This window comes from Clostridium sp. AT4 (genome assembly GCF_001517625.2).
Classification (GTDB): domain Bacteria; phylum Bacillota; class Clostridia; order Lachnospirales; family Lachnospiraceae; genus Enterocloster.
On record NZ_LN999825.1, the window covers coordinates 1 to 24,588 of the forward strand.

25 protein-coding genes and 1 tRNA gene are annotated in these 24,588 nt (G+C 45.5%); 9 read left to right on the forward strand and 17 right to left on the reverse strand.

All coding sequences use genetic code 11. The annotated features are described in order from the left end of the window. Positions 1-6: 6 nt before the first annotated feature. Positions 7-78, forward strand: a tRNA-Gly gene (locus BN3656_RS01005). Between the two features lie 85 nt (positions 79-163). Here BN3656_RS01005 and BN3656_RS01010 read toward each other — a convergent pair. The 6 genes from BN3656_RS01010 to BN3656_RS01035 all read right to left on the reverse strand — a co-directional run bounded on the left by BN3656_RS01010 (position 164) and on the right by BN3656_RS01035 (position 4,960). Then, the gene (locus BN3656_RS01010) at positions 164-1,357 is read right to left on the reverse strand and encodes a tyrosine-type recombinase/integrase (protein ID WP_207653706.1); all 1,194 of its coding nucleotides are present in this window, start codon (positions 1,355-1,357) and stop codon (positions 164-166) included. A gap of 177 nt (positions 1,358-1,534) precedes the next feature. Beyond that, positions 1,535-2,497, reverse strand: coding sequence for a hypothetical protein (locus BN3656_RS01015; protein ID WP_066543177.1), 963 nt, complete (start codon positions 2,495-2,497; stop codon positions 1,535-1,537). Positions 2,498-2,567: 70 nt separating this feature from the next. After that, entirely contained in the window at positions 2,568-3,320 is a 753-nt protein-coding gene (locus BN3656_RS01020; protein WP_143331319.1) for an AAA family ATPase, read from the reverse strand. Continuing rightward, positions 3,307-4,029, reverse strand: a complete 723-nt coding sequence (locus tag BN3656_RS01025; protein WP_066542951.1) for a hypothetical protein — start codon at positions 4,027-4,029, stop codon at positions 3,307-3,309. Before BN3656_RS01025 ends, BN3656_RS01020 begins: the two co-directional genes overlap by 14 nt. Further along, positions 4,026-4,343: a hypothetical protein gene (locus BN3656_RS01030; protein ID WP_066542949.1), complete on the reverse strand. Its 318-nt coding sequence runs from the start codon at positions 4,341-4,343 to the stop codon at positions 4,026-4,028. Before BN3656_RS01030 ends, BN3656_RS01025 begins: the two co-directional genes overlap by 4 nt. Positions 4,344-4,717: 374 nt before the next feature. Then, positions 4,718-4,960, reverse strand: coding sequence for a helix-turn-helix transcriptional regulator (locus BN3656_RS01035; RefSeq protein ID WP_066542946.1), 243 nt, complete (start codon positions 4,958-4,960; stop codon positions 4,718-4,720). A gap of 240 nt (positions 4,961-5,200) precedes the next feature. Between BN3656_RS01035 and BN3656_RS01040 the strand changes: the two genes are divergently transcribed. Continuing rightward, the gene (locus BN3656_RS01040; RefSeq protein ID WP_066542943.1) at positions 5,201-6,040 is read left to right on the forward strand and encodes a CAP domain-containing protein; all 840 of its coding nucleotides are present in this window, start codon (positions 5,201-5,203) and stop codon (positions 6,038-6,040) included. Positions 6,041-6,542: 502 nt separating this feature from the next. On the opposite strand, the gene BN3656_RS01050 is transcribed toward BN3656_RS01040, so the two are convergent. The 7 genes from BN3656_RS01050 to BN3656_RS01080 all read right to left on the reverse strand — a co-directional run bounded on the left by BN3656_RS01050 (position 6,543) and on the right by BN3656_RS01080 (position 14,147). Further along, positions 6,543-7,445 (reverse strand): EamA family transporter, encoded by a 903-nt coding sequence (locus BN3656_RS01050; RefSeq protein ID WP_242962914.1) that lies wholly within the window; start codon positions 7,443-7,445, stop codon positions 6,543-6,545. A gap of 23 nt (positions 7,446-7,468) precedes the next feature. Beyond that, on the reverse strand, positions 7,469-8,212 hold the full coding sequence (locus tag BN3656_RS01055; RefSeq protein ID WP_066543181.1) for an N-acetylmuramoyl-L-alanine amidase: 744 nt from the start codon (positions 8,210-8,212) through the stop codon (positions 7,469-7,471). 96 nt (positions 8,213-8,308) lie between these two features. After that, a complete protein-coding gene (locus BN3656_RS01060; RefSeq protein WP_066543183.1) occupies positions 8,309-9,802 on the reverse strand; it encodes a metallophosphoesterase in 1,494 nt (497 codons plus the stop codon). 42 nt (positions 9,803-9,844) lie between these two features. Then, entirely contained in the window at positions 9,845-11,530 is a 1,686-nt protein-coding gene (locus BN3656_RS01065) for a glycosyl hydrolase family 18 protein (RefSeq protein ID WP_066543185.1), read from the reverse strand. A 223-nt stretch (positions 11,531-11,753) separates the two neighbouring features. Continuing rightward, complete coding sequence (locus tag BN3656_RS01070; RefSeq protein ID WP_096807380.1) at positions 11,754-12,011, reverse strand: hypothetical protein; 258 nt, start codon at positions 12,009-12,011, stop codon at positions 11,754-11,756. Between the two features lie 133 nt (positions 12,012-12,144). Continuing rightward, positions 12,145-12,741: a hypothetical protein gene (locus BN3656_RS01075; RefSeq protein ID WP_242962915.1), complete on the reverse strand. Its 597-nt coding sequence runs from the start codon at positions 12,739-12,741 to the stop codon at positions 12,145-12,147. Then, positions 12,714-14,147, reverse strand: coding sequence for a serine/threonine-protein kinase (locus tag BN3656_RS01080; RefSeq protein WP_066543187.1), 1,434 nt, complete (start codon positions 14,145-14,147; stop codon positions 12,714-12,716). Before BN3656_RS01080 ends, BN3656_RS01075 begins: the two co-directional genes overlap by 28 nt. Positions 14,148-14,360: 213 nt before the next feature. Here BN3656_RS01080 and BN3656_RS01085 point away from each other — a divergent pair, with 213 nt between their 5' ends. Beyond that, entirely contained in the window at positions 14,361-15,104 is a 744-nt protein-coding gene (locus BN3656_RS01085; RefSeq protein WP_066543189.1) for an adaptor protein MecA, read from the forward strand. Positions 15,105-15,414: 310 nt separating this feature from the next. Next, entirely contained in the window at positions 15,415-16,773 is a 1,359-nt protein-coding gene (locus tag BN3656_RS01090; protein WP_066543191.1) for an 8-oxoguanine deaminase, read from the forward strand. Between the two features lie 67 nt (positions 16,774-16,840). Here BN3656_RS01090 and BN3656_RS01095 read toward each other — a convergent pair whose 3' ends face one another. Both BN3656_RS01095 and BN3656_RS01100 read right to left on the reverse strand, forming a co-directional pair. Then, a complete protein-coding gene (locus BN3656_RS01095) occupies positions 16,841-18,148 on the reverse strand; it encodes an MATE family efflux transporter (RefSeq protein ID WP_066543192.1) in 1,308 nt (435 codons plus the stop codon). Positions 18,149-18,246: 98 nt separating this feature from the next. Then, entirely contained in the window at positions 18,247-18,447 is a 201-nt protein-coding gene (locus tag BN3656_RS01100; RefSeq protein WP_066543193.1) for a DUF1858 domain-containing protein, read from the reverse strand. 308 nt (positions 18,448-18,755) lie between these two features. On the opposite strand from BN3656_RS01100, the gene pflB reads away from it, so the two are divergent. The 5 genes from pflB (at position 18,756) to BN3656_RS01125 (ending at position 23,069) form a co-directional block, all read left to right on the forward strand. Then, positions 18,756-20,864, forward strand: coding sequence for a formate C-acetyltransferase (gene pflB / locus BN3656_RS01105; RefSeq protein ID WP_066543194.1), 2,109 nt, complete (start codon positions 18,756-18,758; stop codon positions 20,862-20,864). A 46-nt stretch (positions 20,865-20,910) separates the two neighbouring features. Then, complete coding sequence (gene grcA3 / locus BN3656_RS01110) at positions 20,911-21,156, forward strand: autonomous glycyl radical cofactor GrcA3 (protein ID WP_066543199.1); 246 nt, start codon at positions 20,911-20,913, stop codon at positions 21,154-21,156. A 72-nt stretch (positions 21,157-21,228) separates the two neighbouring features. Continuing rightward, positions 21,229-21,975 (forward strand): pyruvate formate-lyase-activating protein, encoded by a 747-nt coding sequence (pflA, locus tag BN3656_RS01115; protein ID WP_066543201.1) that lies wholly within the window; start codon positions 21,229-21,231, stop codon positions 21,973-21,975. A 124-nt stretch (positions 21,976-22,099) separates the two neighbouring features. Continuing rightward, positions 22,100-22,267: a 4Fe-4S binding protein gene (locus BN3656_RS01120; protein WP_066543204.1), complete on the forward strand. Its 168-nt coding sequence runs from the start codon at positions 22,100-22,102 to the stop codon at positions 22,265-22,267. 76 nt (positions 22,268-22,343) lie between these two features. Continuing rightward, the gene (locus tag BN3656_RS01125) at positions 22,344-23,069 is read left to right on the forward strand and encodes a gamma-glutamyl-gamma-aminobutyrate hydrolase family protein (RefSeq protein WP_066543205.1); all 726 of its coding nucleotides are present in this window, start codon (positions 22,344-22,346) and stop codon (positions 23,067-23,069) included. Position 23,070: 1 nt separating this feature from the next. Here BN3656_RS01125 and BN3656_RS01130 read toward each other — a convergent pair whose 3' ends face one another. Both BN3656_RS01130 and BN3656_RS01135 read right to left on the reverse strand, forming a co-directional pair. Beyond that, positions 23,071-23,871, reverse strand: coding sequence for a hypothetical protein (locus tag BN3656_RS01130; protein ID WP_066543206.1), 801 nt, complete (start codon positions 23,869-23,871; stop codon positions 23,071-23,073). Further along, positions 23,868-24,434 (reverse strand): sigma-70 family RNA polymerase sigma factor, encoded by a 567-nt coding sequence (locus BN3656_RS01135; protein ID WP_066543207.1) that lies wholly within the window; start codon positions 24,432-24,434, stop codon positions 23,868-23,870. The genes BN3656_RS01130 and BN3656_RS01135 overlap by 4 nt, the downstream gene beginning before the upstream one ends. Between the last annotated feature and the right edge of the window lie 154 nt (positions 24,435-24,588).

The window sequence follows — 24,588 nt, forward strand, 5'->3', positions numbered from 1 at the left end:
TTTTATGCGCGAGTGGCTCAGTGGTGGAGCACCACCTTGCCAAGGTGGGGGCCGCGGGTTCGAATCCCGTCTCGCGCTCTATTTTTTTATAGCGGAAGCCTTTAGTTTCAAAGGTTTCCGCTGTTTTTGTATGTCTTACAGGCTGTAGACAGTTGTAGACAGCTTACAAAGCTTTAGATATGAGGTCATAAGTTTCCTGTTCCGTCAGTGGATTGTAGATATATCCTAGAGTGGTGTTCAGGTTGCTGTGTCCGAGCAATTCACGAATACAATCCAGAGGAACGCCGTTTGCATTTAGGTTGCTGGCAAAGGTTTTCCGCATTTTGTGGGTAGATTTTGTAGCCACTCCCTGACGTTCTGCGTATTTTTCAAGAACATAGGCAATCTGCCTTGATGTAAGCCGTTCACCATCTCTCATAAAGATGTAATCGCCGATATGTTCCACCTTTTGCAGGATATGGATTGCTTTTGGAACCAGAACAACAAATCTGTCACGATTTGTCTTTGTGTGTTCCACTACCTCATATTGGTTTGTAACCTGATTTCTGACTTCCTCACGAACAATATGCAGATGGTTGCTATTGCAGTAATCTTCCCATTTAAGGGCTACCAGTTCACCGACACGCAGACCAAGCAGGAAATTTAATTTCACAGCCAGAAAAGCAGTATCGCTGGTTTCTATATACATACGGTCAAGATACTGGTTTAAGTCCTTTAGTTCATCTGAATTATAGGTTTCTGTTTTTCCCGTCTTTCTGACTACCTGTTTAAATTTGACAAGGATTTGAACTTTGTCCATGGGGTTCTCTGTGAGATACTTCTTTCTGACAGCATATTCAAACATACCATTCAAGATTGTTTTGATGTTGCACCATTCTTTGCGTGGGAGATGAAACTCCCTAACAATGCGATTACACTCCGTTTCCAGCAATAACTCATTCACCTGCCGGATTTTTTTATTATGCAGGGCGGATGGTTCAAAATATTTTTTATAATGCTGTTTATGTCGTTTAATGGTGTTAGGGCTGTTTGTTACCGTCTGTTTGTATTCCAGCCATTCCTCATACAGTTCGTAAAAAGTCAGTTTGTCAATGTGCGAATTTTGGAAGTAAAGCGGAATCAGCTTGTCCAGCAGTTCCTCTTCCGTTTGTGCTTTGATATTTTTTCTTTTTCCGTCTGTTCCTTTATAGCAGGTTTGCCACCGTCCACCCTCTTTTGCTGGCGGTGTGATAGCATAAGTATGTATTTTTCGGATTTGTTCTCTTTTTGTAGACATAAGCATATCAAGCACACTGTCTGCGTTGATTATACCGCAGTCAAATGCTTCTTTCAAGATAACAAAATCCTTATTTGTCATATGTTTCATAGTCCACCTGTATCATAACGGTGGTGTATGATTCATAAATTTTTTCTGAATTATTTTTCTGGGTAATTTTTGAAGTTTAGATATTTAGATAGATATATATTTTTATATTATATAGTTATTTTTTGTGTTTGTATTTTTCGTTTATATATGTTTGATTTTATATATTGTTTATGTATTTTTTGTTGAACCATTACACCAAGTAGGGTTAATATGTTGCTTGTAAATTTGGCTTATGTAGGTACTGGAAAAATCACGCTCTGGATCAACGATTTTAACAGCGGATTCATGTACTTTTTGATAATTGGCTTTTGATAACGTTTCTATCGCGTCTCCATAACTTATCTTTTCTATGGTGGGTTTTTTGATTCCGCGGCTACATCGGTAGATATTTAATCCTGGCGGTAACAGTTTTAAGCGGCTGCCTTTGATAATGTGCTTGCTATCTCCTTGTCCTGTTTGTACTGTCCGGAGTTCACCTTGCAGTAAATCATGAGTTAGTGGTATACCACTTTCAATATCCAAGTCCGATAGATATGCAGTCAGATAGGCACCTATATTATCAATATTACTATCCAATGCTTTAATACTAACAAAGCCATGCCCCCATATTTTTGCAAGTGTTTCGTTTTCAATGAATGGAGGGATTTTGGGAAAAATTGCTATCATATGGAGATGGAAAGCACCTCTTCCCTGAGCCTCTACACAAACAATGTATTCATAGGACATATCGTATCTATTTTTAATGTACCGCCGTAATCGTTTGTTAAAATCACGAAAATCTGTATATAACAGTTTCGTATCGTGCATATTTTCGCGATATGTTAAAGTGATAAAACGTATCCGTTTAATATTCTGTGGGGTTACATTTGTGTTGATTAAATCCCGAAGATTTCGCATGGTCTTTTCGAGATTTCGCAAGTTTTCTGTTCGGTCATGTGCATGATGGATAATTTTTTTTATTTCTCCAGTGGAGACAATCATATATTCTTTTTTTGAAATTGGTTTGATAGTGGCACCTGTATTTTGTCTGTCAGAAATAGTTATTTGCTTAATATTTCCCATTGACTTTAAACAGACAGGACGTTCACTATCAATATGCTTTGGCATTTCAATTTTATTTCTTTTTATCATGGCATAATGTCACCTGTTAATCGAGTTAAAGGAGCACCCTGCAAGCAGGGCACTCCCAGAGGCCTCTAGGCTATTGCTCCGCACCGCCTGACGGCCTCCTGTTTACAGCTTCACATATAACTTTATGTAGTTTTGGGGTATTTCTGGGAAGTACAGAACGGATTTTCTTTATCTGAATATCCGATATATAATAACCGACACCCACAGGGCAAGGTTCAATAATGTCCTTGTATTCATTGGCTATCATGGCAACACTCTCTTTGTTATTAGCCATAGAACCCATTAGAAAGCGATGGTTAAAATTTTCCCGTCCTAATAGAACGTCTGCGGAGGGACGCTGTAGTGCAAAACAAAGGTGGATTCGAAAACTTCTTGATAGATTTAGCATACGGGCAAGTTTACCTTTGATTTCTTCCTGTTCTTTCTTGGAAAGAGACATTAAGAGCGAAGGAAATTCGTCCACCATAAGCAGTACGAAGTGATTGGATGGTACTCTCTTGTACAAGCGGTTTTCAAACAATTCAAAGAATGTATTAAATCCAGTAAGAGCATGATCTACAGCATAATAATTTGCCATTCCCTCACAATAGGTATAATCCATTCCCTTATAATCCACAATGTATATACAAATATTAGGTATATATAGACTTAATTTCCCCAGAAGGGAAGCGGTAAGCACCGTCTTACCACTTCCGCTAGGCCCACAAACAAGGCATCTTTGTCCCTGAACCCTAAAGTCAGAAAAGTTTAAGTATTTCATGATACCAAGTTGAAAATACTCTTCATCAAGACAAAAGGGAATTTCAGTTTTAAAAATCATCATCGAATACCTTTAGCTGTTGTGCATTATGATACATATAGGCGGTATTTTCTTTTGTATCAATGTAGTTAGCAGCTTCTGGCGTATCTACAATAACAAGAGAAATATGCCATGCACCTGAAACCAATATTACTTCGTCCACAAATATCCTGGGGTACAATCGGTTGTGATATTCGACCGTAGCACGTCCAAGGTTCATACTTCCGTCAGCAAGCTTCGACTCCAGTTTGGAGGTTAATATTTCAGAAAACAGATTTTCTTCCAGAGCTGCACCATCTGACATAATCTTGAAACGGTAAACGCTACAGCCTTTCGAAGGCTCGTATTGAGAGCCTAAATCATCCTTTAAATCTCCGAATGTGGTTGGCGGAATCACGTGGAATGCTCGATGATTTTCTTTAAAAATAAGAAAAATATTTCTCAATAAAATCTTATTAAAAAAGAGAATGTTATTTCCTGCATTTTTAGTGGCAGGTGTTTCAGCTTTTTTTGCGACAGACTTGCTTTGTGTGGAAAATCCAACAACGGCAATGATAGCTGCTGTAGCAATCATGAACGCATCAAAATTTTTCATAATAAAATTGACGAGTAATACAGCCCCGATGATGACAACGATAATTGGCGGAACAAGAATAAAACAGTACTTTGCAAAAGTTTTCCAATCACTGGCAAGGTATGCATCTTGTATATTTTCTATCAAGCGTCTTATCATTGGAGAATCACCTCCTCAGCTGTAGCGGAAATACCGACTTTTCCGTTAACATTGTAAATTTTTCCAACAAAGCCTTTAAACGTGACGGAAATATCTTTTTCAGAAGCTTCCAGCTGTTCAGGCGTGATTTTTGGTACTTTGTCATTAGTTTTGACGGTGATCTTATCGAAGCCGGCTCTTGATGCGACGATGTAATTCCAGCCTTCAATCTCTGGAGTCCAAGTGCCGTCCTTAATCGTATGGCGTTCCTTGACTTCGGCTAAATAGCCGCCTTTTGGGAATACCTGATCTTTAGTTAAGCTTACTTTTACCATGGGTAAAACCTCCTCAAAAAATAGTGAATGCCCTTTTCCTAACCTTGATTTTGCGGAAAAAGGGCATACAAAAAGCGCAACTATCAGGGCTCGGAAAATCGTACCACTATAGACCTATAATAGGATATAGAAGTGGTAAACAATTTATAATTCCTGTATATAGGAACTATTTCCTGTCTTACTTGAGACAGGAAAACCCTACATGGTCATAAAGTAACCATGCACCTGATAGTGCGCTTTACACTATATTTATTTTGTAACATACTTCTTGAAAAAAGTCAACAAAATTTGGAAGATATTTTTTCAAGAGAATTATGAGTTAATATTAACAGTTTATAAATTTTGAAAAAACATGAGAGAAAGTATCCTTTTATTTATTCTATTTCCTGCTCCAATTCATTAAAAAGAGAGGACGAAAAAAATTCAGATAATGTAATTTCAAAACCATCACATATTTTTTTGACAGTAGAAAGTGTAATATTTTTTCGTTTTGTATCAAATATGCTGTAAATAGTAGAAGGCGTTACACCACACAGATTAGCCAATTCATTATATGTAATTCCTCGTTCTTTACAAAGCATTTCAATTCTTTTGGCAGTTGCTTCTTTGACATACATAAAAGTATAGTTCCTCTTTCCCTAATATAATATGTCAAAAGGATAACAATTTAAGCGTAATAGCGTGTACGCAGTTGCGTATATTGTAAAAATGTGCTATGATTAATGTGAATGAAATGGCTATTTTGATTTAGATAGTATATTGGAAATAATGAAAAAATAGAAACTATAAAAATAGTAATCTATTGAGTTCCTTTTTGGGCGATGATATACTTTTAAAATAAAAGGATGGGATTTATCATGATGAAAAATATGAAAACTTTTGCACTTATGGGTTTAGCAGCAGCTTTAGCATTTGGACATCCAGTAGCTTCTTATGCAGGACAGTGGAACGCTGGAACAGGAGAAAACGCTGGACACTGGCAGTATCAGAATGATGACGGGTCTTATCCGGCAAATTGCTGGCAGTGGATCGATGGTAACAATGATGGTATTGCAGAAAGTTACTACTTTGATCAGAATGGTTGGACATTAAGTAATGTTGTAACTCCAGACGGCTTTATGGTAAATGCAGATGGTGCATGGACTGTATTTGGCCAGCCGGTTACTAAAGTTGTAAATTCCAACGGTAGTATTGGCGGTTATGCTGAAGGCAGCAATGGTAGCGGTGTAACTATTGCTGAAAGTAGCGACAATTATGAGGAGTCTGTATCTGACGTGGATGTAGACGACGATTCTCGCTGGAACAGAGAAATGGCAGAAGAGTTTGTAGAACTCCTTAATGAATATAGAGAGAAGAAAGGCAATGAGCCTGTGGAGTTGACTGACGATGCTCAATACTATGCAGAAATTCGTGCTATGCAGCTTGAGGATAATTATACGCATAGTGTTGATGAAAATGACTATATTGAGAAGAATTGGTATGGTAACGAGTATATTACAAAAAATGTATACTCAGCTGAGGATGCTATTAAGTCTTATAAATCATCTAGCGCTCACTGGTCTGGATTAACTAATACAGAGGATGTTACAGAGTGCGGTGTTGGTTTCTATAGGATGAATAATGGTAAATATGCAGTATCTGTGAATTTCAACGACTTTAATGATGAAGAATGCGTATTTGCAAACTTTATCAAATAAATTAAATAACTCAAATAAGATAACAGCTATCTGAGTGTAGGTAGCTGTTATTTTATTACAAAGAAATAGAGGAGGTAAATATGTTTAGGTTTAAAAACAAGAAACTTTATGCACTATTTAGATCGTGCTTATCGTTATTACTTGTATTCTCTCTTTTAGCTCCGACTGTAGTGTATGCTAATTCTGGTGGTTCTCAGGGTGGTGGTTCTAAGCAAACAAGGCTGGATTGTAAGCGTATGCTTCAATCCAACCTAAGTCCATTTTGGTTTTTAGGTATAAGCACATGAAAAGCAGTAAAGGGGCAAGATGTATCTGCTTCGCAGCCCCCTTGACAGCTTTTTTCCAAAATTTAAAGTTGTAGACAGCCTGTAGACACACGACAGACAGTGTGCTTTTCTCCTCGTATTTATTAGCTTTTTTGACGGTGGTAGAGTTCGAATCCCGTCTCGCGCTCTTTTTAATTTCAGCGGAAGCCTTTATTTTCAAAGGTTTCCGCTGTTTTTTATCTTCTCCCCTGCGCCGCCGTCAAAAGCAAAACTGCTCCTAAGATCATTCCAAATCCCAGGAAATCCGGCATTACAAAAGGAGTTCCCAGCCAGAAAAATGAGATGATTACCGCAGATAAAGGTTCTACGCTTGCCAGGATGCTCCCCTTTAAGGGGCCGATCATGGACACGCCCTGAAGATACAGTCCAAAGGCAATGGCTGTTCCTATTACAATCACGCTGACTAATGCTCCCCAGGTACCTCCGTCCCATATGAGCTCATATTCCCATGGGCGGAAAATCAGACACATGAGAACACCTCCGAAGAACATTCCGAATCCCAACACCTGATATATGTCATAACGCAGGATCAGGCTTCCGGGAAGCATATTGTAAAGTACCGCGCTGACAGCGGCTGCAAGCCCCCAGAAAAGAGCGCTTCCCGTAATATAGAAGGTATGTATATTGCCATGAGTCCCAAGGACAAAGGTTCCCAGAAGGGAAAGACCTATGGCTCCCAGTTCCAGTCCCACCGGACGGCGTTTTTCCTTTATGCAGACTGCAGACAGGATCAGAATGGGGGACAGATACTGCAGTACCGTAGCCGTTCCCGCATTCGATGCCTCAATGGCCATAAAATACGTAAACTGGCACAGGCTGATGCCGCAGAAGGCAAAGATCAGCAGGCGAAGCAGATCCGCTTTTTTCTTTAATACATCCAGATTTCGTTTTCCATGAAGGGCAAATCCCATCAAGATCATAATAATCCCTGCAAAAAGCAGGCGCAGCGCCACCAGCCATGGCGCTTTGGCTCCCCTTGTCTCAAATAAAAACTGTCCGCAGCAGCCGGAAAATCCCCAGCAGATTCCTCCGCAGACTGCCATTACAGTCCCCAGTGTTTCTTTTTTCTTCTGTTCCATTTCAAATTTTCTCCCTTGTTATCTTATCCTTTTGTCTGTTTATCCTGCAAAACCTCTCTATTTAAAAACTCCATAATTCCCATATGCACCGTCCACGCCATTCGGTCCTGATACACTTCATCCTGCAGTTTGGCCGCCTCAGCCCGGTTGCTGAGGAAACCGCACTCTACAATGGCTATGGGCGGTTTTACATGGAGAAGGAGATAATAATTTCCATTTGCCTTGGCCTGCCGACTGTTCTTCTCTCCCAAAACATAATTAAAACGCTTTTGGAGAATTTCCGCCAGCGTTTTTCCTTTTTGTGAATTTTTGTAATAAAATACCTGACCTCCGGAAACGGATTCCTCATGGTAGCTGTTCTGATGAATGCTGACTACCAGATCCGGCGCCGCCTTTTCTATGATCTGACAGCGTTTTTTCATATCGGACATTTTTTTGTTTCGTTCTCCTTCCGGGTACAGTCCGTTATCGTCCTCTCTTGTGAGGATCACATCCACATCTGAGGCTTCCAGGTATTCCTTAAGCCGCAGAGCAATGGATAAATTGATATCTTTTTCCAGCTGACCCTCTATCCCTACTTTTCCGGGATCCCGTCCTCCGTGGCCGGCGTCAATCACGACTGCCGGCCGTAGGCTTCCTGCCCCTCCTTTGCCGCTTGAAACGGCCAATGTTCCAGAAGCTGCGAAGGTTCCGGCCTTCCAGGAAAGGAGAGCCACTGCACCCAGCATCAAAAGCCCCATCACGGTCTGCCATGTCCAATGTTTCATACCATTTGCTCCAAACTGCCCGGGCAGTTATTTTTATGCCTTTGATCCAGTATATTCATCCAGAGAAAAACCTATTCGCAGATGCGGGATACTGCTTTACTCTGACTGCAGCTTATTATAATCCCTGACAGAATCCGCTGTCATATATTCCAGATATTCGTACAGTACAGCAGGATAGCAAAATTCCTGCCACATTTTAAATCCAGGATCTTCTACTGCCCCCTTTACCGCCTCATAGCCTTTTCCGGCATACCAGGCTGTGCTCATCCTGGAATATACCTCTGCCATGGCCTTCTTCTGCTCCTCTGTAAGCTTTACAAACAGATCTCCCTTTTCCTCCTGTCTGGAGTTTTTCATCGCATCATAGGCCTGATTATAAAAGATATTTTTAAGAGCCGTTTTACTGTATGTATTGAAATTGATCAGATTTTCATCTGTACTCTGATGTCTGCGGGCCCATTTTTCCATATCTACCTGTCTGGTATAATAGGAAAATGATTCGTCATCCCTGTATTCCAGCACCCCATACTGGCAGGGCGGCGTTGTCAGGGAGCTGGTAACGATCTCATAAATTCCCCTTCCGTCCTCATGACGCATAAAATGCTGCACATGAAGGTGACCGCTTAAAAAAAGAGGGATGTTTTCCGCCTCAAGCCGTTCAATCAGCTCTTCGCTGTGCTCAATGGTACAATCTTCTGTATAAACGCGGCTTTGATCCAGAAGATTGTGATGCCCTACAGGAAGCAGGATCACACCGTCCTCTCTGGCTTTTTCCAGCTGCCTGTCAATCCATTCATACGTTTCTGTCCCAATCATTCCGCCAATCTTGCTTACCGGCGAATACTGGCAGGTATCCAGCATCAGAAGGCGCATGGAGGGGCTGAGATCATAGGTGTAGCTTAAGGAATAAGGATCGCGCTCTGAAGCCTCATTATAGCCAAACTGTGCATAGATACTGGCAAATCCACCTGCGTCTATGGTCTGGACCGGCTCTCTGTTTTTTCCAATATAGGAGGATGCCCATCGGCTGTTGATATCATGATTTCCCGGTATCACAAGTACGCTGATGCCTCTGCGCTCTACCTCATCCAAAAGAGCAGCAAATTCCTCATGGCTCTTTACTTCTCCATTTAATGTCAGATCCCCGCTCACGATCAGCACATCCGGCGTAAGCAGCTCGATCTCATCAAAAGCCGCATCTACGATTTCCCATACATAATGAGTCAGCTTTCCATCCCCATGTTCAATTTCATTTTGAAAGGAGCTTCCCCGGTCTGTAAGAGATCTTGCCAGATAATGGACATCTGTCATCAGGACAATTCTCTCTCCATCCTCCATCGGTTCTGCTTTCGTTTCCCGTTCTGCATCCGGGAAAGGCGGAATGGATTCCGGCTCCGTTTTTGTGGGCTTTGTCTGACTGCTTTCCTCCGTTTCCTGTGAGGAAGCAGACGGGACCACTAATCCATCCTCTCCCATAGTTTCACTTTCCTCCCTGACATCTCCCTGCGCCCCTGTAAATATACTGCATCCCCCGATTCCCACACCAGCCAGACACACAAGAGCCACGGCGATCCATCTCTTTCCCTTCATAACATTTCCCCCTCGTCATACAGCCTTAACTATTGACTGTTTCTATTTTACCTGAGACACGATTTCCCAGATGGAGCGATCCTCAAAGCCAAGCTTCCAGCAGGCTGCTCCCGCCAGATCATATTCATTGATCAGATCGACCTTAAGCCCCAGCGACTTCTCCTCCTCCATCCAGACGGACTGTACTCCGTTTTCATTGGAGCTCTCCCCATAATATACTCCCAGGTCATCCAGCCATTCCAGTTCTATATTGTTTTCTTTAATCCAGTTCTTTGCATCCCGGATCCCATAGGCCTTGGATGTGGTTTTTCCATCCTTTTCCGTCCATATCCTTGTATAAAAAGGAACACTGTTGATCACCTTTTCCTTCGGAACTTCTTTCAGCGTATCTGCAATGCCCTTTTCTACATAGGGAAGGGATGCCACGGGACCTGCCTCGCCGCCGGCATAATGCTCATCATACCCCATAACGATCACATAATCTGCTACGATCCCCTGCTCTCTCCTGTTATAAAAGGCGGTATATGCTGATGGCACATAGTTATCCACCGAAAGCACCAGCCCTTTTTTTCTGCAGGCCACAGACATTTCCCGGATAAACTGAACATAATGGGGACCGGCTTCTGCCTTCAGGCTTTCAAAGTCCAGATTGAAACCGTCAAACCCATAGGTATCTGCCTCTTTCATCAGATTTTCAATGAGTTTTCTGCGGTTAGAGGTCACAGACATAAGCTTCTTTGTATCCAGCTCTTTCACGCTCTCTTTAGTGCTCACATTTTCCACCATAGCCCATACCTTAAGCCCCATATCATGGGCCTGTTCCACATAATCCCTGCTGGCAAAAGAAGTGTAAGTGCCGTCATTTCCAATCACATTAAACCAGGTGGGAACAATCACATTCATCCCCTCTGCCGTCTGTGCATATTCCTTAAGAGTGCTGTTTGCTTCCTTTCTGGTAACCTGATGGAATCCCAGACGCACCTTTTCATCCATGGAAATGCTTGTATAAACTGGCGCTTCAAACCGACCTTGAGGCGTGATCTCCTGTTCCTTTTCCAGACGCCGGTTCTGCACATATCCGATATAACCGTCTTCCGTTCTCACTTTAGACCATTTATCCATAGATTCCAGCACTTGAACCGTACTTTTTTCAGAAAGCTCTGTAATGATGTCGCTCTTGATTCCGCCCTTTACCCTGAGGATACTTTTTTTGCGGACCTGAGCGGTTTTTACAGTCCCCCATACCGTGTCTATAAATACACGTTTGATCTGGCTGGTATCAAAGGATTGTTGACGGATATCTGAATAATTCATGATCAGTCCCAACGACAGGTATGCTTCCCCTTCTTTTACCTTCAAAAGAGGCCCCTGTTCTCCCATATCGGACTCATCCGCGTATACAATTTCCTCCGGCAGCGCATATACCAGCAGCTTTTCCGTTTCATCCCAGTAAAACCGCTCATTCACATATTCGTTTACCCAGCTTATGGGCAGATATACCTGTCCATCTTCATAAATTCCTTTTTCTTCCTGAAGCTCATTATTTAAAAGGATCGCCACCTGACTGCCCTTTATATGAAATAACTCTGCCTTATCCGCCATCTCTTTTCCCGGCATATACCGTCTTCCGATCACAAAGCCTGCCGCTGCTCCCGCAATCAGAAGAAGGAGAAAAACCACCGCAAGAAGCGGGCCGAAACTGCGTCTTTTTCTTCTTCTGCTCCTCATTTTTTCCTCCGATCCTGTCTGTGCGCCCCAAAAGGCCCCGTCCGTATATCTGGTTTCTATTTTATCATAGAATCCCCGGAAAGAGGAGCAAAAAATATGTGCACGCAAAAATACCGCCGGTAAGCTGCTGCCTGCTTGCAGGCCGGGACGGTATCTTCTTGTCCCATACAGCAGCAGCTTCCGTCGGTATCTAAATATGTACAGGCTATTGCAGCCTCTTTTGTTATCTTCTGGTTTGTCCGGAATCTGTCAAGTATACTCGGTCAAAACGGATTTCCTTTAAGCTGCCCTGTTCTGAGCAGATAAAATCCCCCATGTAGAAACCTCCGTCCTCTCCCGTTTCAAAAATGCGGCTCCATTCTTCTTCCAGACATTCCATCCCATCTACCAGAACAGAAACTCCCTTATCTCTGAATCGCCTGAGACCATCCAGATAGTTCATTTGCTGTGTCCTGACTTCTCCAGATTCTTTACCATACATTATATAACCTCCCTGCAGATATTCCTTTCTTACAGTCTGGAGGCAAAACGTGACATATACTCCCTTTAAGAAAAAAACAACTGCTGATATTCTCTTTTGCAGCGGAAACCGGTTTTCTTCTGTACAGGCCGAATCATGGAAACCGTTTTCCAAACCACGCCATGGCTGTTTTATCTACCTGAAATACATCCTCTGAAAACGGAATTTTCTCTATCGGAATCCGAAACTGCTTTTCTATCTCATGTCTTATGGCCTTACTGCCAAAGGCAGCCATACAACTCCATCCTTTTCCCAGTTCTTCTTCCTCTGCAAGAAATTCCAAAAATGCTTCAAGCTTCCATTCTGACAGGGACGCTGTCAGAATCCGTATCTGGCACCGGAACCATTCTGCGCGTATTTCCTGTCTCACGGGGCCAAAATCGATCAGTATCTCTTCATATCCGGATCGGATACAGGATGCCAGAGCTTCCTTTTCTCCCTGTGGGTAATAATCTACCTCCAACAGCCGAAAAGCCCTGGCAGTCTGTCCATTTTTATCATCCAGACACAGGTGGACAAAATCACTATGGGAACTCCACTCCACCACCGCTGTCTTTTTCTGACAGCAGCTTGCCAGATAATTAGCGCTCCAAACTGCCAGATGAGTGGTTCCCACAGACCTTCCCGCCCCGCAGATACCGGTTATCCTTGGACTGCGCGTATTTACTGCCGGCGACTTTTTCCCCAGCATTTTCTCCTTCCCCCTTCCATTTTCCCGGCAGGCAGGAAAAGAGAAATTTCCTTCCAGACAGCCTCAAAAAAACCTGCCGCCACCAAATCAGGATGAAACGGATCTTCATAATATGGACTGGCAAATACAGCTGCCCTTCTATACAGGCTCCCAGGCTTTTCTCCCCTCCTTTTTGTCCCGCGTTTTATCAGGATCAAGGGATATGGCTTCTGCAGCACCGGTTCCAGTCCGATCAGCTCCTCTGCCATCCTGTCTGTCAATCCCCTCTCCCACAGGCTCTGACAGACAATTCCAAGACAGACCCCGCCTTCTCTTTTTAAATCCTCTCCAGCGCTTCTCCAGTCTGTTCCAAAGTCCTTTAGTATAATATCAAAGTCCCGTTTCGGCTCCTCAAAACAGGCCGCCGGACCATACCAGGGCATGATATCAAGCCCCTTCATATTCAGGATCCCGTCCCTTCCGCTTCGAACTCCCCCCAGAGCCTTTGCAAGATTCCTTACAGCCCCTGTACGATTCCTTTCCTCATACAGCACGCGGACTCCATGGCTTTTTAGATAAATGCAAAGCCCCAAGGCCAGATGGGTCACACCTGCTCCGGGCCGGTTCCCCGTCAAGATGATCCTGTGAGATGATATCGACTTTTCTTCTGCTTTCCTCTGATCCCTTTTCAGACACCCCTTTGCCTGCTCTGCAGCCAAAAGCTGTCCCAGAGCTTTTCCTGTCTCCGCCGCAGTCTGATAACGCAGCTCCATATCCGGTTCCATGCATTTTCTGATCACCGCCTCCAAAGGTTCCCGCAGCATGAGTCCGTTTTCAGCGTCCGGCTTCAGGGTTCCCTTTACCATAAATCGAAGGACCGCACCAATGGCATAGATATCTGTCCGTTCATCTAACGGATGGTCTGAGGTATATTGCTCAGGCGCTGCACAGCCTTCTGTGCCGTATCGTACTCTGGCGGCATTGGCACTGATCCGATCCGCCGCATGATCAAAGTCAATGAGGCGCACCGTATCATTCCAGATGATCAGATTATTCGGTTGTAGATCTAAATGTAAAATGGGTTGATTGCAAGAATGATGTAAATATTCAACAAGAGAACAGATCTGCAGTCCATACCGAACTGCCAAATCTTCCTGAAGTGTACCCTGATCTTTTATCAGGGCATATAGAGAACAGCCTTCCAGATATTCTTCAATGAGATAAAAGTAATCTGCATCCTCCTCCAAGTCATAAACCAGCGGAATCCCCGGATGATCGAGATTCTTCAGCACCATGGCCTCCGCGCAGAAAGCAGCGTGATCCACCTTGTACTTGGGCACACATTTAACCGCCCGGTACTCATTCAGCCCCAGATGGCGGGCCTTCCAGACTGTACCTGTACGTCCTGAGCCTGCTTTTTGGATCAATTCATACTTACCAAACAGTATCTCCTTCTCTGTCTCCCCCTCCTTTCGTTACAATATCATCTCATGTGGAAATGTTACTCTATTTTTTGTAACTTGTCTATGGTCGAGAGGATAACCACCGAAAAACAGTTGATATTTCCCCCTGTTATGTAGTATATTTATGTTGTAGAAGTTTACCCATTTTTAAATATATACAGAACAGGAAGTGATCCGATGAAGATAGAACGAATCAACGAAAATCAAATACGGTGTACGCTCACCAGCTTTGACTTGAGCGCCCGTAATATCAATATTGTCGAACTGGCTTACGGTACGGAAAAAGCAAAAAAGCTGTTCCGCGAGATGATTCAGCGCGCTTCCAATGAAGTAGGTTTTGAAGCAGAGGATATTCCCCTGATGGTAGAGGCCATTCCTCTTTCTTCTGAAAGCATTATGCTGGTGATCACTAAGATAGAGGATCCCGAAGAGCTTGACACACGGTTTGCCCGGTTCTCTCCTGCTGCAGAAGAAACACAGGAAGAGATCCTGCCTGACCCAGCCGGAGAATTTTTAGAGGGAGCCGGTGATCTGGGACGCCTTCTTTCCCAGCATATGGCTGATATGACGGACAGCCCTCAGGTTCCTGCTGATAGTGAAACCGCTTCCACAAAACAGATCGGAAAACCGCTGAGGATCTTTCTATTTGAGGATCTGGATCGTGCAGCAGAAGCCGCAGCCGCTGTCGCTGATATCTGCACAGTCGCCAATGCACTTTATAAAAAGCCCGGAACACGCCAGTATTATCTGGTATTGGATCGCAGGGATTCAGATGAACACGGTTTCTCAAGAATATGCAACATACTGGCAGAATATGGCAAAAAACTGGCCGGAGATTCTGCAGGTGAAGCCTACTTTAAGGAACATTATGAAACCGTCATCCGGGAGGATGCGCTTAAAAAGCTGCAGCTGATCGGATAGCATATAGCCTGTACTCCACATATTCTTCAAAGGCAGCTTCCTGTTGGGAGCTGTCTTTTTCTTACCAATTTTTGTGAGATATCACCAATTTTTTAAGTTTTATTCTGTACTTATTGACATTGTATCTCCTGATTTTGATTGTTATAATTGTAACACATGCGGCGTCCGCTGCATAAGCATCGTTCTTTGACAAGATCATATCTATATAGCTGTCTAAAACATAGCTGGGTTTATGGTTTCCCTTTTACCGCCAGCAGTATACCAGTCATATAGTCAATGATGCACAGATGATTTTAAGGAGGTCAGTGATATGAAAACACTGCTTATCAAAAATGTAAAACATCTTGTAACATGTGATACAGATGACCGCGTACTGAATGGCGTAAATGTGTTGGTACAGGATGGAATCATTGTCCGGATCGGGCAGGAGGACATGACAGCGGATGATGTGATCGACGCATCCCATATGGTGATGTATCCCGGTTTAATCAATACACACCATCATTTATATCAGACATTCAGTCGAAATTTACCTCAGGTACAGAACATGGAGCTGTTTCCATGGCTGAAAACTTTATACGAAATATGGAAAAATGTAAACGAGAACGTAGCATACTACAGCTCTCTTACAGGTATGGGCGAACTGCTTAAAAATGGCTGTACTACCTGTCTGGATCACCACTATGTATTCCCAAAGGGCCATAATAAGGGAATTCTGGACGCCCAGTTTGCAGCCGCCGACGCCCTGGGCATCCGTTTCCACGCCACCAGAGGAAGCATGGATTTAAGCGTAAAGGATGGAGGGCTTCCTCCTGACAGCGTGGTTCAGACCGTGGATGAAATCCTCTCCGACTGCGAAGAGGCCGTAAAGAAGTTCCACGACCCGAACCCTTATGCCATGCATCAGGTAGCTCTGGCTCCCTGTTCTCCCTTCAGCGTATCCGGAGAGCTGCTGCGCGAATCTGCAAAGCTGGCCCGCAGGCTGAAGGTACGCCTCCACACCCATCTGGCAGAGACGAAGGATGAGGAAAATTTCACCTTAAGCCATTTTCATATGCGCCCTCTGGAATATATGGAAAGCCTGGGCTGGACAGGGGATGACGTATGGTATGCTCACGGAATTCATTTTACTGATGAAGAGCTTAAATATCTGGCCCGAACCAAAACCGGAGTTGCCCACTGTCCGATTTCAAACATGAAGCTGTCCTCAGGCATTGCGAAGATTCCTCAGATGCTTGAACTGGGTGTTCCCGTAGGCCTTGCGGTAGACGGCTCCGCCAGCAATGACGGCTCCAACCTGCTGGAGGAAATGCGCGTGGCCTACCTTCTCCACCGCTTAAACAGCAGCAATCAGGCCCCCGGCGGATATGATATCTTAAAAATGGCAACTGCAGGCAGCGCCAGCCTTTTAGGCCGTGAAAAGTTGGGACGGATTGCTCCCGGTATGGCTGCCGACTTCTTCCTTGTTGACTTAAACCGGCTGGAGCTGGTGGGCGCTCAGTTTGACGTAACCTCCATGCTCTGCACCGTTGGTTTAAAGAGCAACGTGGATTATACGGTTGTAAATGGAAATGTTGTGGTGAAAGAAGGAAAGCTCACCGGAATGGATGAGGAGAAAATTACACGGGAAGCAAATGACCTTGTAACAGACTATCTCAATCAGCCATAAGCCGCGGTCCATAGAAAGAAGAGGAAATGTCCGGCGGAATGGAGATCATCATGCCAAAGGATCTGGATTAAACCGCATCTGCAGTGTATCCATGCACCCGGTCTGACCAGAGCTTAAGCCCCCAGCCCATAAGGGCCGTAAGGATCTGGGCTCCGGTCTGGCTCCACCAGACGCCCTTTAATCCCATCCAGGCCGGGAGCACAGGAAGCAGAAGGGCTAAAAATATGGGTTCTCCATAAACGATCATATAGGAAAATCGGGTCTGTTCTGTGGCGTAAAAGCCAGCAGTTGTAACTCGCAGAAAGGCCAGAAACGGCACCGCCGCCAGAAATATATACAGATCCGTTCCAACTGCCAGAGATACGGTTTCGGATGCTCCAAACAGAACTCCGATCCCGTTTCTGCACCAATACAAAAGCACTGCCAGCGCCACTCCCATGACGGCGGCGGCTGCATACGCCATGGTCCGCGTAATGCGGACCTCTTTTTTATTATCCTCGCCGTAAAAGCGGCTCATCAGAGGCTGACTCCCATCCCCCACCCCCTGAAGGATCAGATACATAATTGTGATCACATAGGCAATACAGGCATAGCAGGCCACACCTTCAGAACCTCCGTACTGAAGGGACGCCCGGTTCATAAGGAGCAGCGAAATCATCGGGCACATGGTAATTCCAAAGGGAGCCAGCCCGATCCGCCAAATGCTGAAAAAAACGGAAAGCGCCTGGCGCGGGATCCCCACCGGGATTTTCTGCCCTCTCATACACAAAAGGCCGCCTGCCATGGTGACGGCCTGTCCTGCCACAGAGGCCCAGGCCGCTCCCGCCATTCCAAGCCGTAAAACCCAGACAAAGAGATAATCTAAAAAAATATTAGTCACAAAACCGCCGATCATACAGTACATGGCCTGTACCGATTTTCCCTGATTGCGGATCAGCGGTACAACGCCGGTTCCAAAGACCTGAAAAACAGAACCCAGAACAATAACGGACAGATATTCCCGTCCGGGCTTCATCAGCTCTCCATCTGCTCCCATAAGGGACAGCAGAGGGTCTGTTAAGGGAAATAAAATGACTGTAAGCAGAATGCCTGTAAGGGCAAGATAAAAAAAGACGCCCTTCATAAAATTCTCCGCCTCACTGTCCCTCTTTTCTGCCAGACGAACGGAATACATAACCGCTCCTCCCATACCGGTCCCTGTACCCGCCGCCTGGATCAGGGCAGTGACCGGATATGCAATATTGATGGCCGAAAGTCCCGTATCTCCAATGCTGCGTCCTACGAAAAATCCGTCTACGATCGCATAGATCCCGGAGAGCGCAAAGGCAAATACGGCCGGAAACACACAGGCTGCAAAGGGTTTAAAACGCCCCATTTCTCCAAATACCTCCTATCGTAAAAATAAGACTGCCTTAAATGCCCCAAAAGCATCTTAAAGCAGCCCTATCCTGTCTCTGCATATGCAGACCTGTCTTACTTATCAGCAAGAATCTCATTCATCTGAGATACCAGGGTATCGCAGTCAATCCCATGTACCATGCAGGCCTCTTCCAGAGACTCAGCCTGAGAAGCCGGGCAGCCTAAGCAGTGCATGCCAGCGCCCATCAGCATCTGAGGGATCAGCTCATGCATCTGGATCAGCTCGCCGATGAGCATTGTCTTTTCAATCTTCATCTGTATTTTCCTCCTTATTATCTGTAATACTTTCATATTAAAAGTATTCTGCGCATTTTTATTCGCTTTTATCAGCATAATACATTTTGTTTTTTTTGGCAAGCCCTGTATTTTCCTGTATCATTTTTCAATTTTTCTGGTATAGTATTGTTTGTCTAAAGTTATGTATTTTTTGGGATACAGTATACAATTTTATTGATTTGTTGCATTTGCAACAGATTTTTTCATGAAATTATAGTAGACTAACTTTATTCAAAGAGATACCCCAAAAAGTATCCCCAAATCACATTTTACAGGAGGAAACGTCCATGAGAACAGAATGGAACACATTTACACCAGGTGTATGGCAGCATGAAATCAATGTCCGCGACTTCATCCAGAAAAACTACACCCCCTACGACGGCGATGACGCCTTCCTTGAAGGGCCTACAAAAAATACAGAGGCTCTCTGGAATCAGGTAATGGAGCTCTCTGCCAAAGAGCGTGAGGCCGGCGGCGTACTGGATATGGATACCAAGATCATTTCCACCATTACGTCTCATGGCCCCGGATACCTGGATAAAGATAAAGAAACCATTGTGGGCTTCCAGACAGACAAACCCTTTAAGCGGGCGCTGCAGCCTTACGGCGGTATCCGCATGGCAGTAAAGGCCTGCCAGGACAACGGCTATGAGGTAGACCCTGAAATCGTAGAGTTTTTCACAAAGCACAGAAAAACCCACAATGCGGGCGTATTTGACGCCTACACCCCGGAGATGAGAGCCTGCCGTTCCAGCCACATCATCACCGGTCTTCCGGATGCCTACGGACGTGGACGCATTATCGGCGATTACCGCCGTGTAGCGCTTTACGGTGTAGATGCTCTGATCGAAGAGAAGAAAGAGGAAAAGGATTCTACCAGAACCATTATGTACTCTGATGTAATCCGTGAGCGGGAGGAGCTTTCCGAGCAGATCCGTGCACTTGAGGAATTAAAGGAGCTGGGACGCATCTATGGCTTCGATATTTCAAAGCCTGCAAAGGATGTAAAGGAAGCCATCCAGTGGCTGTACTTCGGCTATCTGGCAGCCGTAAAGGAGCAGAACGGCGCAGCTATGTCCCTGGGACGCACCTCAACCTTCTTAGATATCTATGCCGAGCGCGACTTAAAGGCAGGAACGTACACCGAGCAGGAAATCCAGGAGTTTGTAGACCACTTTATCATGAAGCTGCGTCTGGTGAAATTCGCTCGTACTCCTGAGTACAATGAACTGTTCTCCGGCGATCCTACCTGGGTAACTGAGTCCATCGGCGGCATCGGCCTGGACGGACGTCCTCTGGTAACAAAGATGTCCTTCCGCTACCTGCACACCTTAAAGAACCTGGGTACTGCGCCTGAGCCAAATCTGACCGTACTGTGGTCCACAAGGCTGCCTGAGGCATTTAAGCGCTTCTGCGCAAAAACCTCCATTGAGTCTTCTTCTATTCAGTACGAAAATGATGACCTCATGCGCGTAACACATGGCGATGACTACGCAATCGCCTGCTGTGTTTCCAGTATGCGCGTGGGCAAGGAAATGCAGTTCTTCGGCGCAAGAGCCAACCTGGCAAAGTGTCTGCTCTATGCCATCAACGGCGGCGTAGACGAGATCTCCGGCAAGCAGATCGGACCTAAGTACCGCCCCGTTACCAGCGAATACCTGGATTATGACGAGGTAATGGACAAATATAAGGATATGATGAAATGGCTGGCAGGCGTTTATGTAAATGCCTTAAACATCATCCACTACAACCATGACCGCTACTGCTATGAGCGCCTGCAGATGGCTCTTCATGACAAGAAGGTAACACGCTGGTTTGCAACCGGTATTGCCGGCCTGTCCGTTGTGGCTGACTCCTTATCTGCCATCAAGTATGCAAAGGTAAAGACCGTCCGCAACGAAAAGGGCATTGTAACCGATTACATTGTAGAGGGAGATTTCCCGAAATATGGAAATAATGATGACCGGGTGGATCAGATTGCTTCTGACCTTGTACACACCTTTATGAGCTATATCAAGGGAAATCACACCTACAGAGGCGGTATCCCTACCACTTCCATTTTAACCATTACCTCCAATGTAGTTTATGGAAAGAATACCGGCTCTACTCCTGACGGAAGAAAGGCCGGACAGCCCTTTGCACCAGGCGCCAACCCTATGCACCACAGAGACAGCCACGGCGCAGTTGCTTCCCTGGCATCTGTAGCGAAGCTTCCATTCCGTGATGCGCAGGACGGTATTTCCAACACATTCTCCATTATTCCGGGAGCACTTGGAAAGGACGATCAGGTCTTCATGGGCGACCTGGAAGTAGAATTAAACGGCTGCGCCGGCTGTGAAGTGGGCGGAAACCTTTTTGAGGGTCTGGACACGGAAGCAGACAGCGAGGAAGCTTAAGCAGCATTTAACCAACTTTATTTTTAAGAAAGCGAGGACAATCACTATGGTAAAAGCAAGCGAGGCACAGATCGACAACCTGGTATCCCTGTTAGACGGATATGCCGCTGAGGGAGGACATCACTTAAATGTAAATGTATTTTCCAAAGAGACTCTTCTGGACGCTCAGGCTCATCCTGAAAAATATCCTCAGCTCACTGTGCGCGTTTCCGGCTATGCCGTAAACTTCAACAAGCTCACAAAGGCACAGCAGGACGAGGTTATTTCCAGAACCTTCCACGACGCTATTTAATCATATGATGACCGAACAGGCAGATGCATTCCGGCATCTGCCTGCGGCTTTTAAGAAACGGAGGTTTTCATTATGTCAGGACGGGTACATTCCATTGAAAGCTGCGGTACGGTAGACGGGCCGGGAATCCGCATGGTAGTATTTTTAAGCGGATGTCCCATGCGCTGCCTTTACTGCCATAATCCCGATACCTGGGATCCAAAGGGCGGCACTCTCACCTCAGTGGAGGAGCTTTTAGCCCAGTATGATAAAATGAAGCATTTCTATACCAAAGGCGGAATCACAGTCAGCGGCGGGGAACCCCTGATGCAGATCCGCTTTGTAACAGAGCTTTTTACAGAGGCAAAAAAAAGGGGCATCCACACCTGTCTGGACACCTCCGGCATCACCTTCCATCCGGAAAATCCGGCTGTCCTGGAGCAGTTTGACCGCCTGATGGCTGTAACCGATCTGGTGCTTTTAGATATCAAGCACATTGACCCGACGGAACATGAAAAGCTCTGCAGCCAGCCCCAGCAGCCGGTGATGGCCTTTGAATCTTATCTTGAGGAAAAGAAAATCCCTGTATGGATCCGCCATGTAGTGGTTCCGGGAATCACTGACCAGGAGGAATATCTTCTAAGGCTTGGCCAATATCTGGGAATGCGTTCCAATATTAAGGCTCTGGACGTACTGCCCTATCACGATATGGGAAAGGTGAAATACAAAAATCTGGGAATCCCCTATCCCCTTGAACATACTGCTCCTCTTTCAAAAGAGGCAGCTGCAAAAGCCCGCCAGATCATCCTGAAAGGAATGAGGGAAAGCCGGGGACTATAGGGGATTGCTTTCAAATTTGTACAATCCCCTGCCTTTCCGGCAGCATTTTCCTCTTGAATAATTAAGAGTTTTAGTATAGAATATAAGAACAATGTATACATTAAATAAAGGAGGTACTTTCATTATGGCACACGTAATTACTGACGCTTGCGTAAGCTGCGGAACCTGTGCTGGCGAATGTCCAGTAAATGCAATCTCTGAAGGAGACGGCAAGTACGTTATCGACGCTGACGCTTGCATCGACTGCGGAACTTGTGCAGCTGCTTGCCCAACAGGCGCTATCGAGGCTTAATTCAGCTACATAAAAGACCACTGCATATGCCAAAAGGCAGACGCGCAGTGGTCTTTTTTTGTTAAGGAGGATTCTTATGACACCTGTAAAACCCATCATCGGTATCACACCTTCACACAATACAGAAAATGACGACACCAGCCTCCGACCCACCTACCCCAGAGCAATCCGGGCAGCCGGCGGTCTGACGATCCTTCTTCCTCTGGAGGGCACCGACGAGGACTGGCGCCAGCTGGCCGCCATGTGTGACGGCTTTCTCTTTTCTGGCGGCCCGGATCTTCATCCCTTTTTATTTGGGGATGAAACACATTCTGCCTGCGGGAATGTATCTCCTGTCAGAGATTCCATGGAAATCCGCCTCCTTAAAGCTGCCATGGAGCTGAAAAAGCCCATTTTAGGTATCTGCCGGGGCATACAGCTTTTAAATGTGGCTCTTGGCGGAACCATTTACCAGGATATCCCAAGCCAGATGGAGCGGACCTTTCCCCTGGCCCACAAGCAGCCCTTTTACTATACCGTGCCGTCTCATCATGTGGATATAAAAAAGGGAAGCCTTTTGTCAAAGGCTTCCGGCGGCCTGGAGCGTATTTCTGTCAACAGCCAGCATCATCAGGCCATTAAGGATGCTGCTCCGGGCCTTATACCTGTAGGCTGGGCTCCGGATGGAGTCATCGAGGCTGTAGAAAAGCCGGATTACCCCTTTTTTCTTGGGGTACAGTGGCATCCGGAATATCTCTGGCAGAATGACCCGGCGGCCATGGGGCTGTTCCGGCTTTTTGTAGAGACCTGCAAAGCTTCATAGATCATTCTGCGTCTATGATCTCTCCTGCCATCTGGTAAAATTCCTCCGGCGTCATTTCCACATCAAAGCCCAGAAGAGTATAAAACTGTCCGTTGTCCTCCCAGGTAAGCGTCTGGGCTGTCTGGTCGATCACCCGGTCTGTACCGTATGAAATAACCAGCTCTCCGGCTGCCTCCTGGGCCTTCTCTTCTGCGCTTGGCTCATAATCCGGGGGAACCATACGGTAATGATCCTGGCTGTACTTTAATGTAATCCCCTCATGCACGGCGGTCTGATCGGGAGCATCGGATTCATCAAATAAATTGCCGTGTTCGATATTCAGGCTCAGATCCGCCATATTTTCCTTTGAATACATCAGAGACAGATCCTGCTGCTCCTTTACCACATTTCCCTGCTCATCCTCTCCCCTGCTGTAAACAGGAGTACCATATGCAAAGCGGTATCCGTTTGAAAATGCCTCCGGCGCCTTTGTGTTAAGTCCCAGCTGCTCTTCCTTCTCTGCCAGCTGGCTGTATTCCGTGAAATCCTCTGCATGGCTGGAGGAGGATATAGCTGTCTTTACCTGCCCTGCCGCCACTGCGGTCATTGCTCCAACCAAACATACTGCTGCTGCCAAAATAGCTGTTTTCCTCATATTCCATGTTTTTCTCATTGAACCTTCCTCCTCTATTCTCTGATAAACGCCTCTGCACATCCGTTCTGTCTGCTCTGGCCCGATCGCCAGCGTCTCTGCCTGTTCCTTCAATGCATTCCGGAGAAACGAATCCATTTTTTCATCTTCTCTGCCTGTCAGCTGCTTCATAAAAGTGCCTCCCTTCCCATGGCGCGCTCCTTTGTAAGCTCTGTCTTCAGATTCTTTCTGGCTGTAAACAGCCGGGATTTTACAGTTCCTTCCAAACAGCCCGCCACTGCTGCAATCTCCCGTGTGGACATTCCATTATAATAATACAACACTAAAACAGTACGCTGTTTGACCGGAAGAGCTGCTATAGCTGCAAACAGTTCCTGCCTTCCGGAAGCATTTACTACATCATCCAGCACAGATCCATTTCCGGAGGTATCCTCAGAAGGCACCTCCTCTACAGGCTGTTCTCTCCTATTCCTTCTTCCCACCCGCCATGCTTCTCTGGTCATGGTTCGATAAAGCCATTTCCCTATATGCTCCGGATCCCGGATCCGCATCCGGTTGATCCAGCAGGCAGTAAATGTCTCCTGAACAATGTCCTCACTGTCCGCCCTGTTTCCTGCGATCAGATACGCTGCCCGCAGAAGGCCCGGATAAAAATGTCTCATCAACTCGTCAAATGCCTCCCGGTCTCCCGCCGCAACCCTGCATGCCAGGCTTTTGGCCCACTGCTCATCCATGGCCGTTCCTCCTTGTTTCTTGTTGAATCATTTTGTTGTCTTTTTGGGTGCACCTGTTATATAGAGGGGAATGAGGTGGTATAGGTTCATTTTTATTTTCAGGTAAAAAATACTTAAAAGCCATATCCAGTCACTTTATGATCAAGATATAAAG

Coding starts and splice junctions, on each gene's coding strand:
- BN3656_RS01010 (WP_207653706.1), bottom strand. CDS start 1,357: ATGACAAATAAGGATTTTGTTATCTTGAAAGAAGCATTTGACTGCGGT.
- BN3656_RS01015 (WP_066543177.1), bottom strand. CDS start 2,497: ATGATAAAAAGAAATAAAATTGAAATGCCAAAGCATATTGATAGTGAA.
- BN3656_RS01020 (WP_143331319.1), bottom strand. CDS start 3,320: ATGATGATTTTTAAAACTGAAATTCCCTTTTGTCTTGATGAAGAGTAT.
- BN3656_RS01025 (WP_066542951.1), bottom strand. CDS start 4,029: ATGATAAGACGCTTGATAGAAAATATACAAGATGCATACCTTGCCAGT.
- BN3656_RS01030 (WP_066542949.1), bottom strand. CDS start 4,343: ATGGTAAAAGTAAGCTTAACTAAAGATCAGGTATTCCCAAAAGGCGGC.
- BN3656_RS01035 (WP_066542946.1), bottom strand. CDS start 4,960: ATGTATGTCAAAGAAGCAACTGCCAAAAGAATTGAAATGCTTTGTAAA.
- BN3656_RS01040 (WP_066542943.1), top strand. CDS start 5,201: ATGATGAAAAATATGAAAACTTTTGCACTTATGGGTTTAGCAGCAGCT.
- BN3656_RS01050 (WP_242962914.1), bottom strand. CDS start 7,445: ATGGAACAGAAGAAAAAAGAAACACTGGGGACTGTAATGGCAGTCTGC.
- BN3656_RS01055 (WP_066543181.1), bottom strand. CDS start 8,212: ATGAAACATTGGACATGGCAGACCGTGATGGGGCTTTTGATGCTGGGT.
- BN3656_RS01060 (WP_066543183.1), bottom strand. CDS start 9,802: ATGAAGGGAAAGAGATGGATCGCCGTGGCTCTTGTGTGTCTGGCTGGT.
- BN3656_RS01065 (WP_066543185.1), bottom strand. CDS start 11,530: ATGAGGAGCAGAAGAAGAAAAAGACGCAGTTTCGGCCCGCTTCTTGCG.
- BN3656_RS01070 (WP_096807380.1), bottom strand. CDS start 12,011: ATGTATGGTAAAGAATCTGGAGAAGTCAGGACACAGCAAATGAACTAT.
- BN3656_RS01075 (WP_242962915.1), bottom strand. CDS start 12,741: ATGCTGGGGAAAAAGTCGCCGGCAGTAAATACGCGCAGTCCAAGGATA.
- BN3656_RS01085 (WP_066543189.1), top strand. CDS start 14,361: ATGAAGATAGAACGAATCAACGAAAATCAAATACGGTGTACGCTCACC.
- BN3656_RS01090 (WP_066543191.1), top strand. CDS start 15,415: ATGAAAACACTGCTTATCAAAAATGTAAAACATCTTGTAACATGTGAT.
- BN3656_RS01095 (WP_066543192.1), bottom strand. CDS start 18,148: ATGGGGCGTTTTAAACCCTTTGCAGCCTGTGTGTTTCCGGCCGTATTT.
- BN3656_RS01100 (WP_066543193.1), bottom strand. CDS start 18,447: ATGAAGATTGAAAAGACAATGCTCATCGGCGAGCTGATCCAGATGCAT.
- pflB (WP_066543194.1), top strand. CDS start 18,756: ATGAGAACAGAATGGAACACATTTACACCAGGTGTATGGCAGCATGAA.
- grcA3 (WP_066543199.1), top strand. CDS start 20,911: ATGGTAAAAGCAAGCGAGGCACAGATCGACAACCTGGTATCCCTGTTA.
- pflA (WP_066543201.1), top strand. CDS start 21,229: ATGTCAGGACGGGTACATTCCATTGAAAGCTGCGGTACGGTAGACGGG.
- BN3656_RS01120 (WP_066543204.1), top strand. CDS start 22,100: ATGGCACACGTAATTACTGACGCTTGCGTAAGCTGCGGAACCTGTGCT.
- BN3656_RS01125 (WP_066543205.1), top strand. CDS start 22,344: ATGACACCTGTAAAACCCATCATCGGTATCACACCTTCACACAATACA.
- BN3656_RS01130 (WP_066543206.1), bottom strand. CDS start 23,871: ATGAAGCAGCTGACAGGCAGAGAAGATGAAAAAATGGATTCGTTTCTC.
- BN3656_RS01135 (WP_066543207.1), bottom strand. CDS start 24,434: ATGGATGAGCAGTGGGCCAAAAGCCTGGCATGCAGGGTTGCGGCGGGA.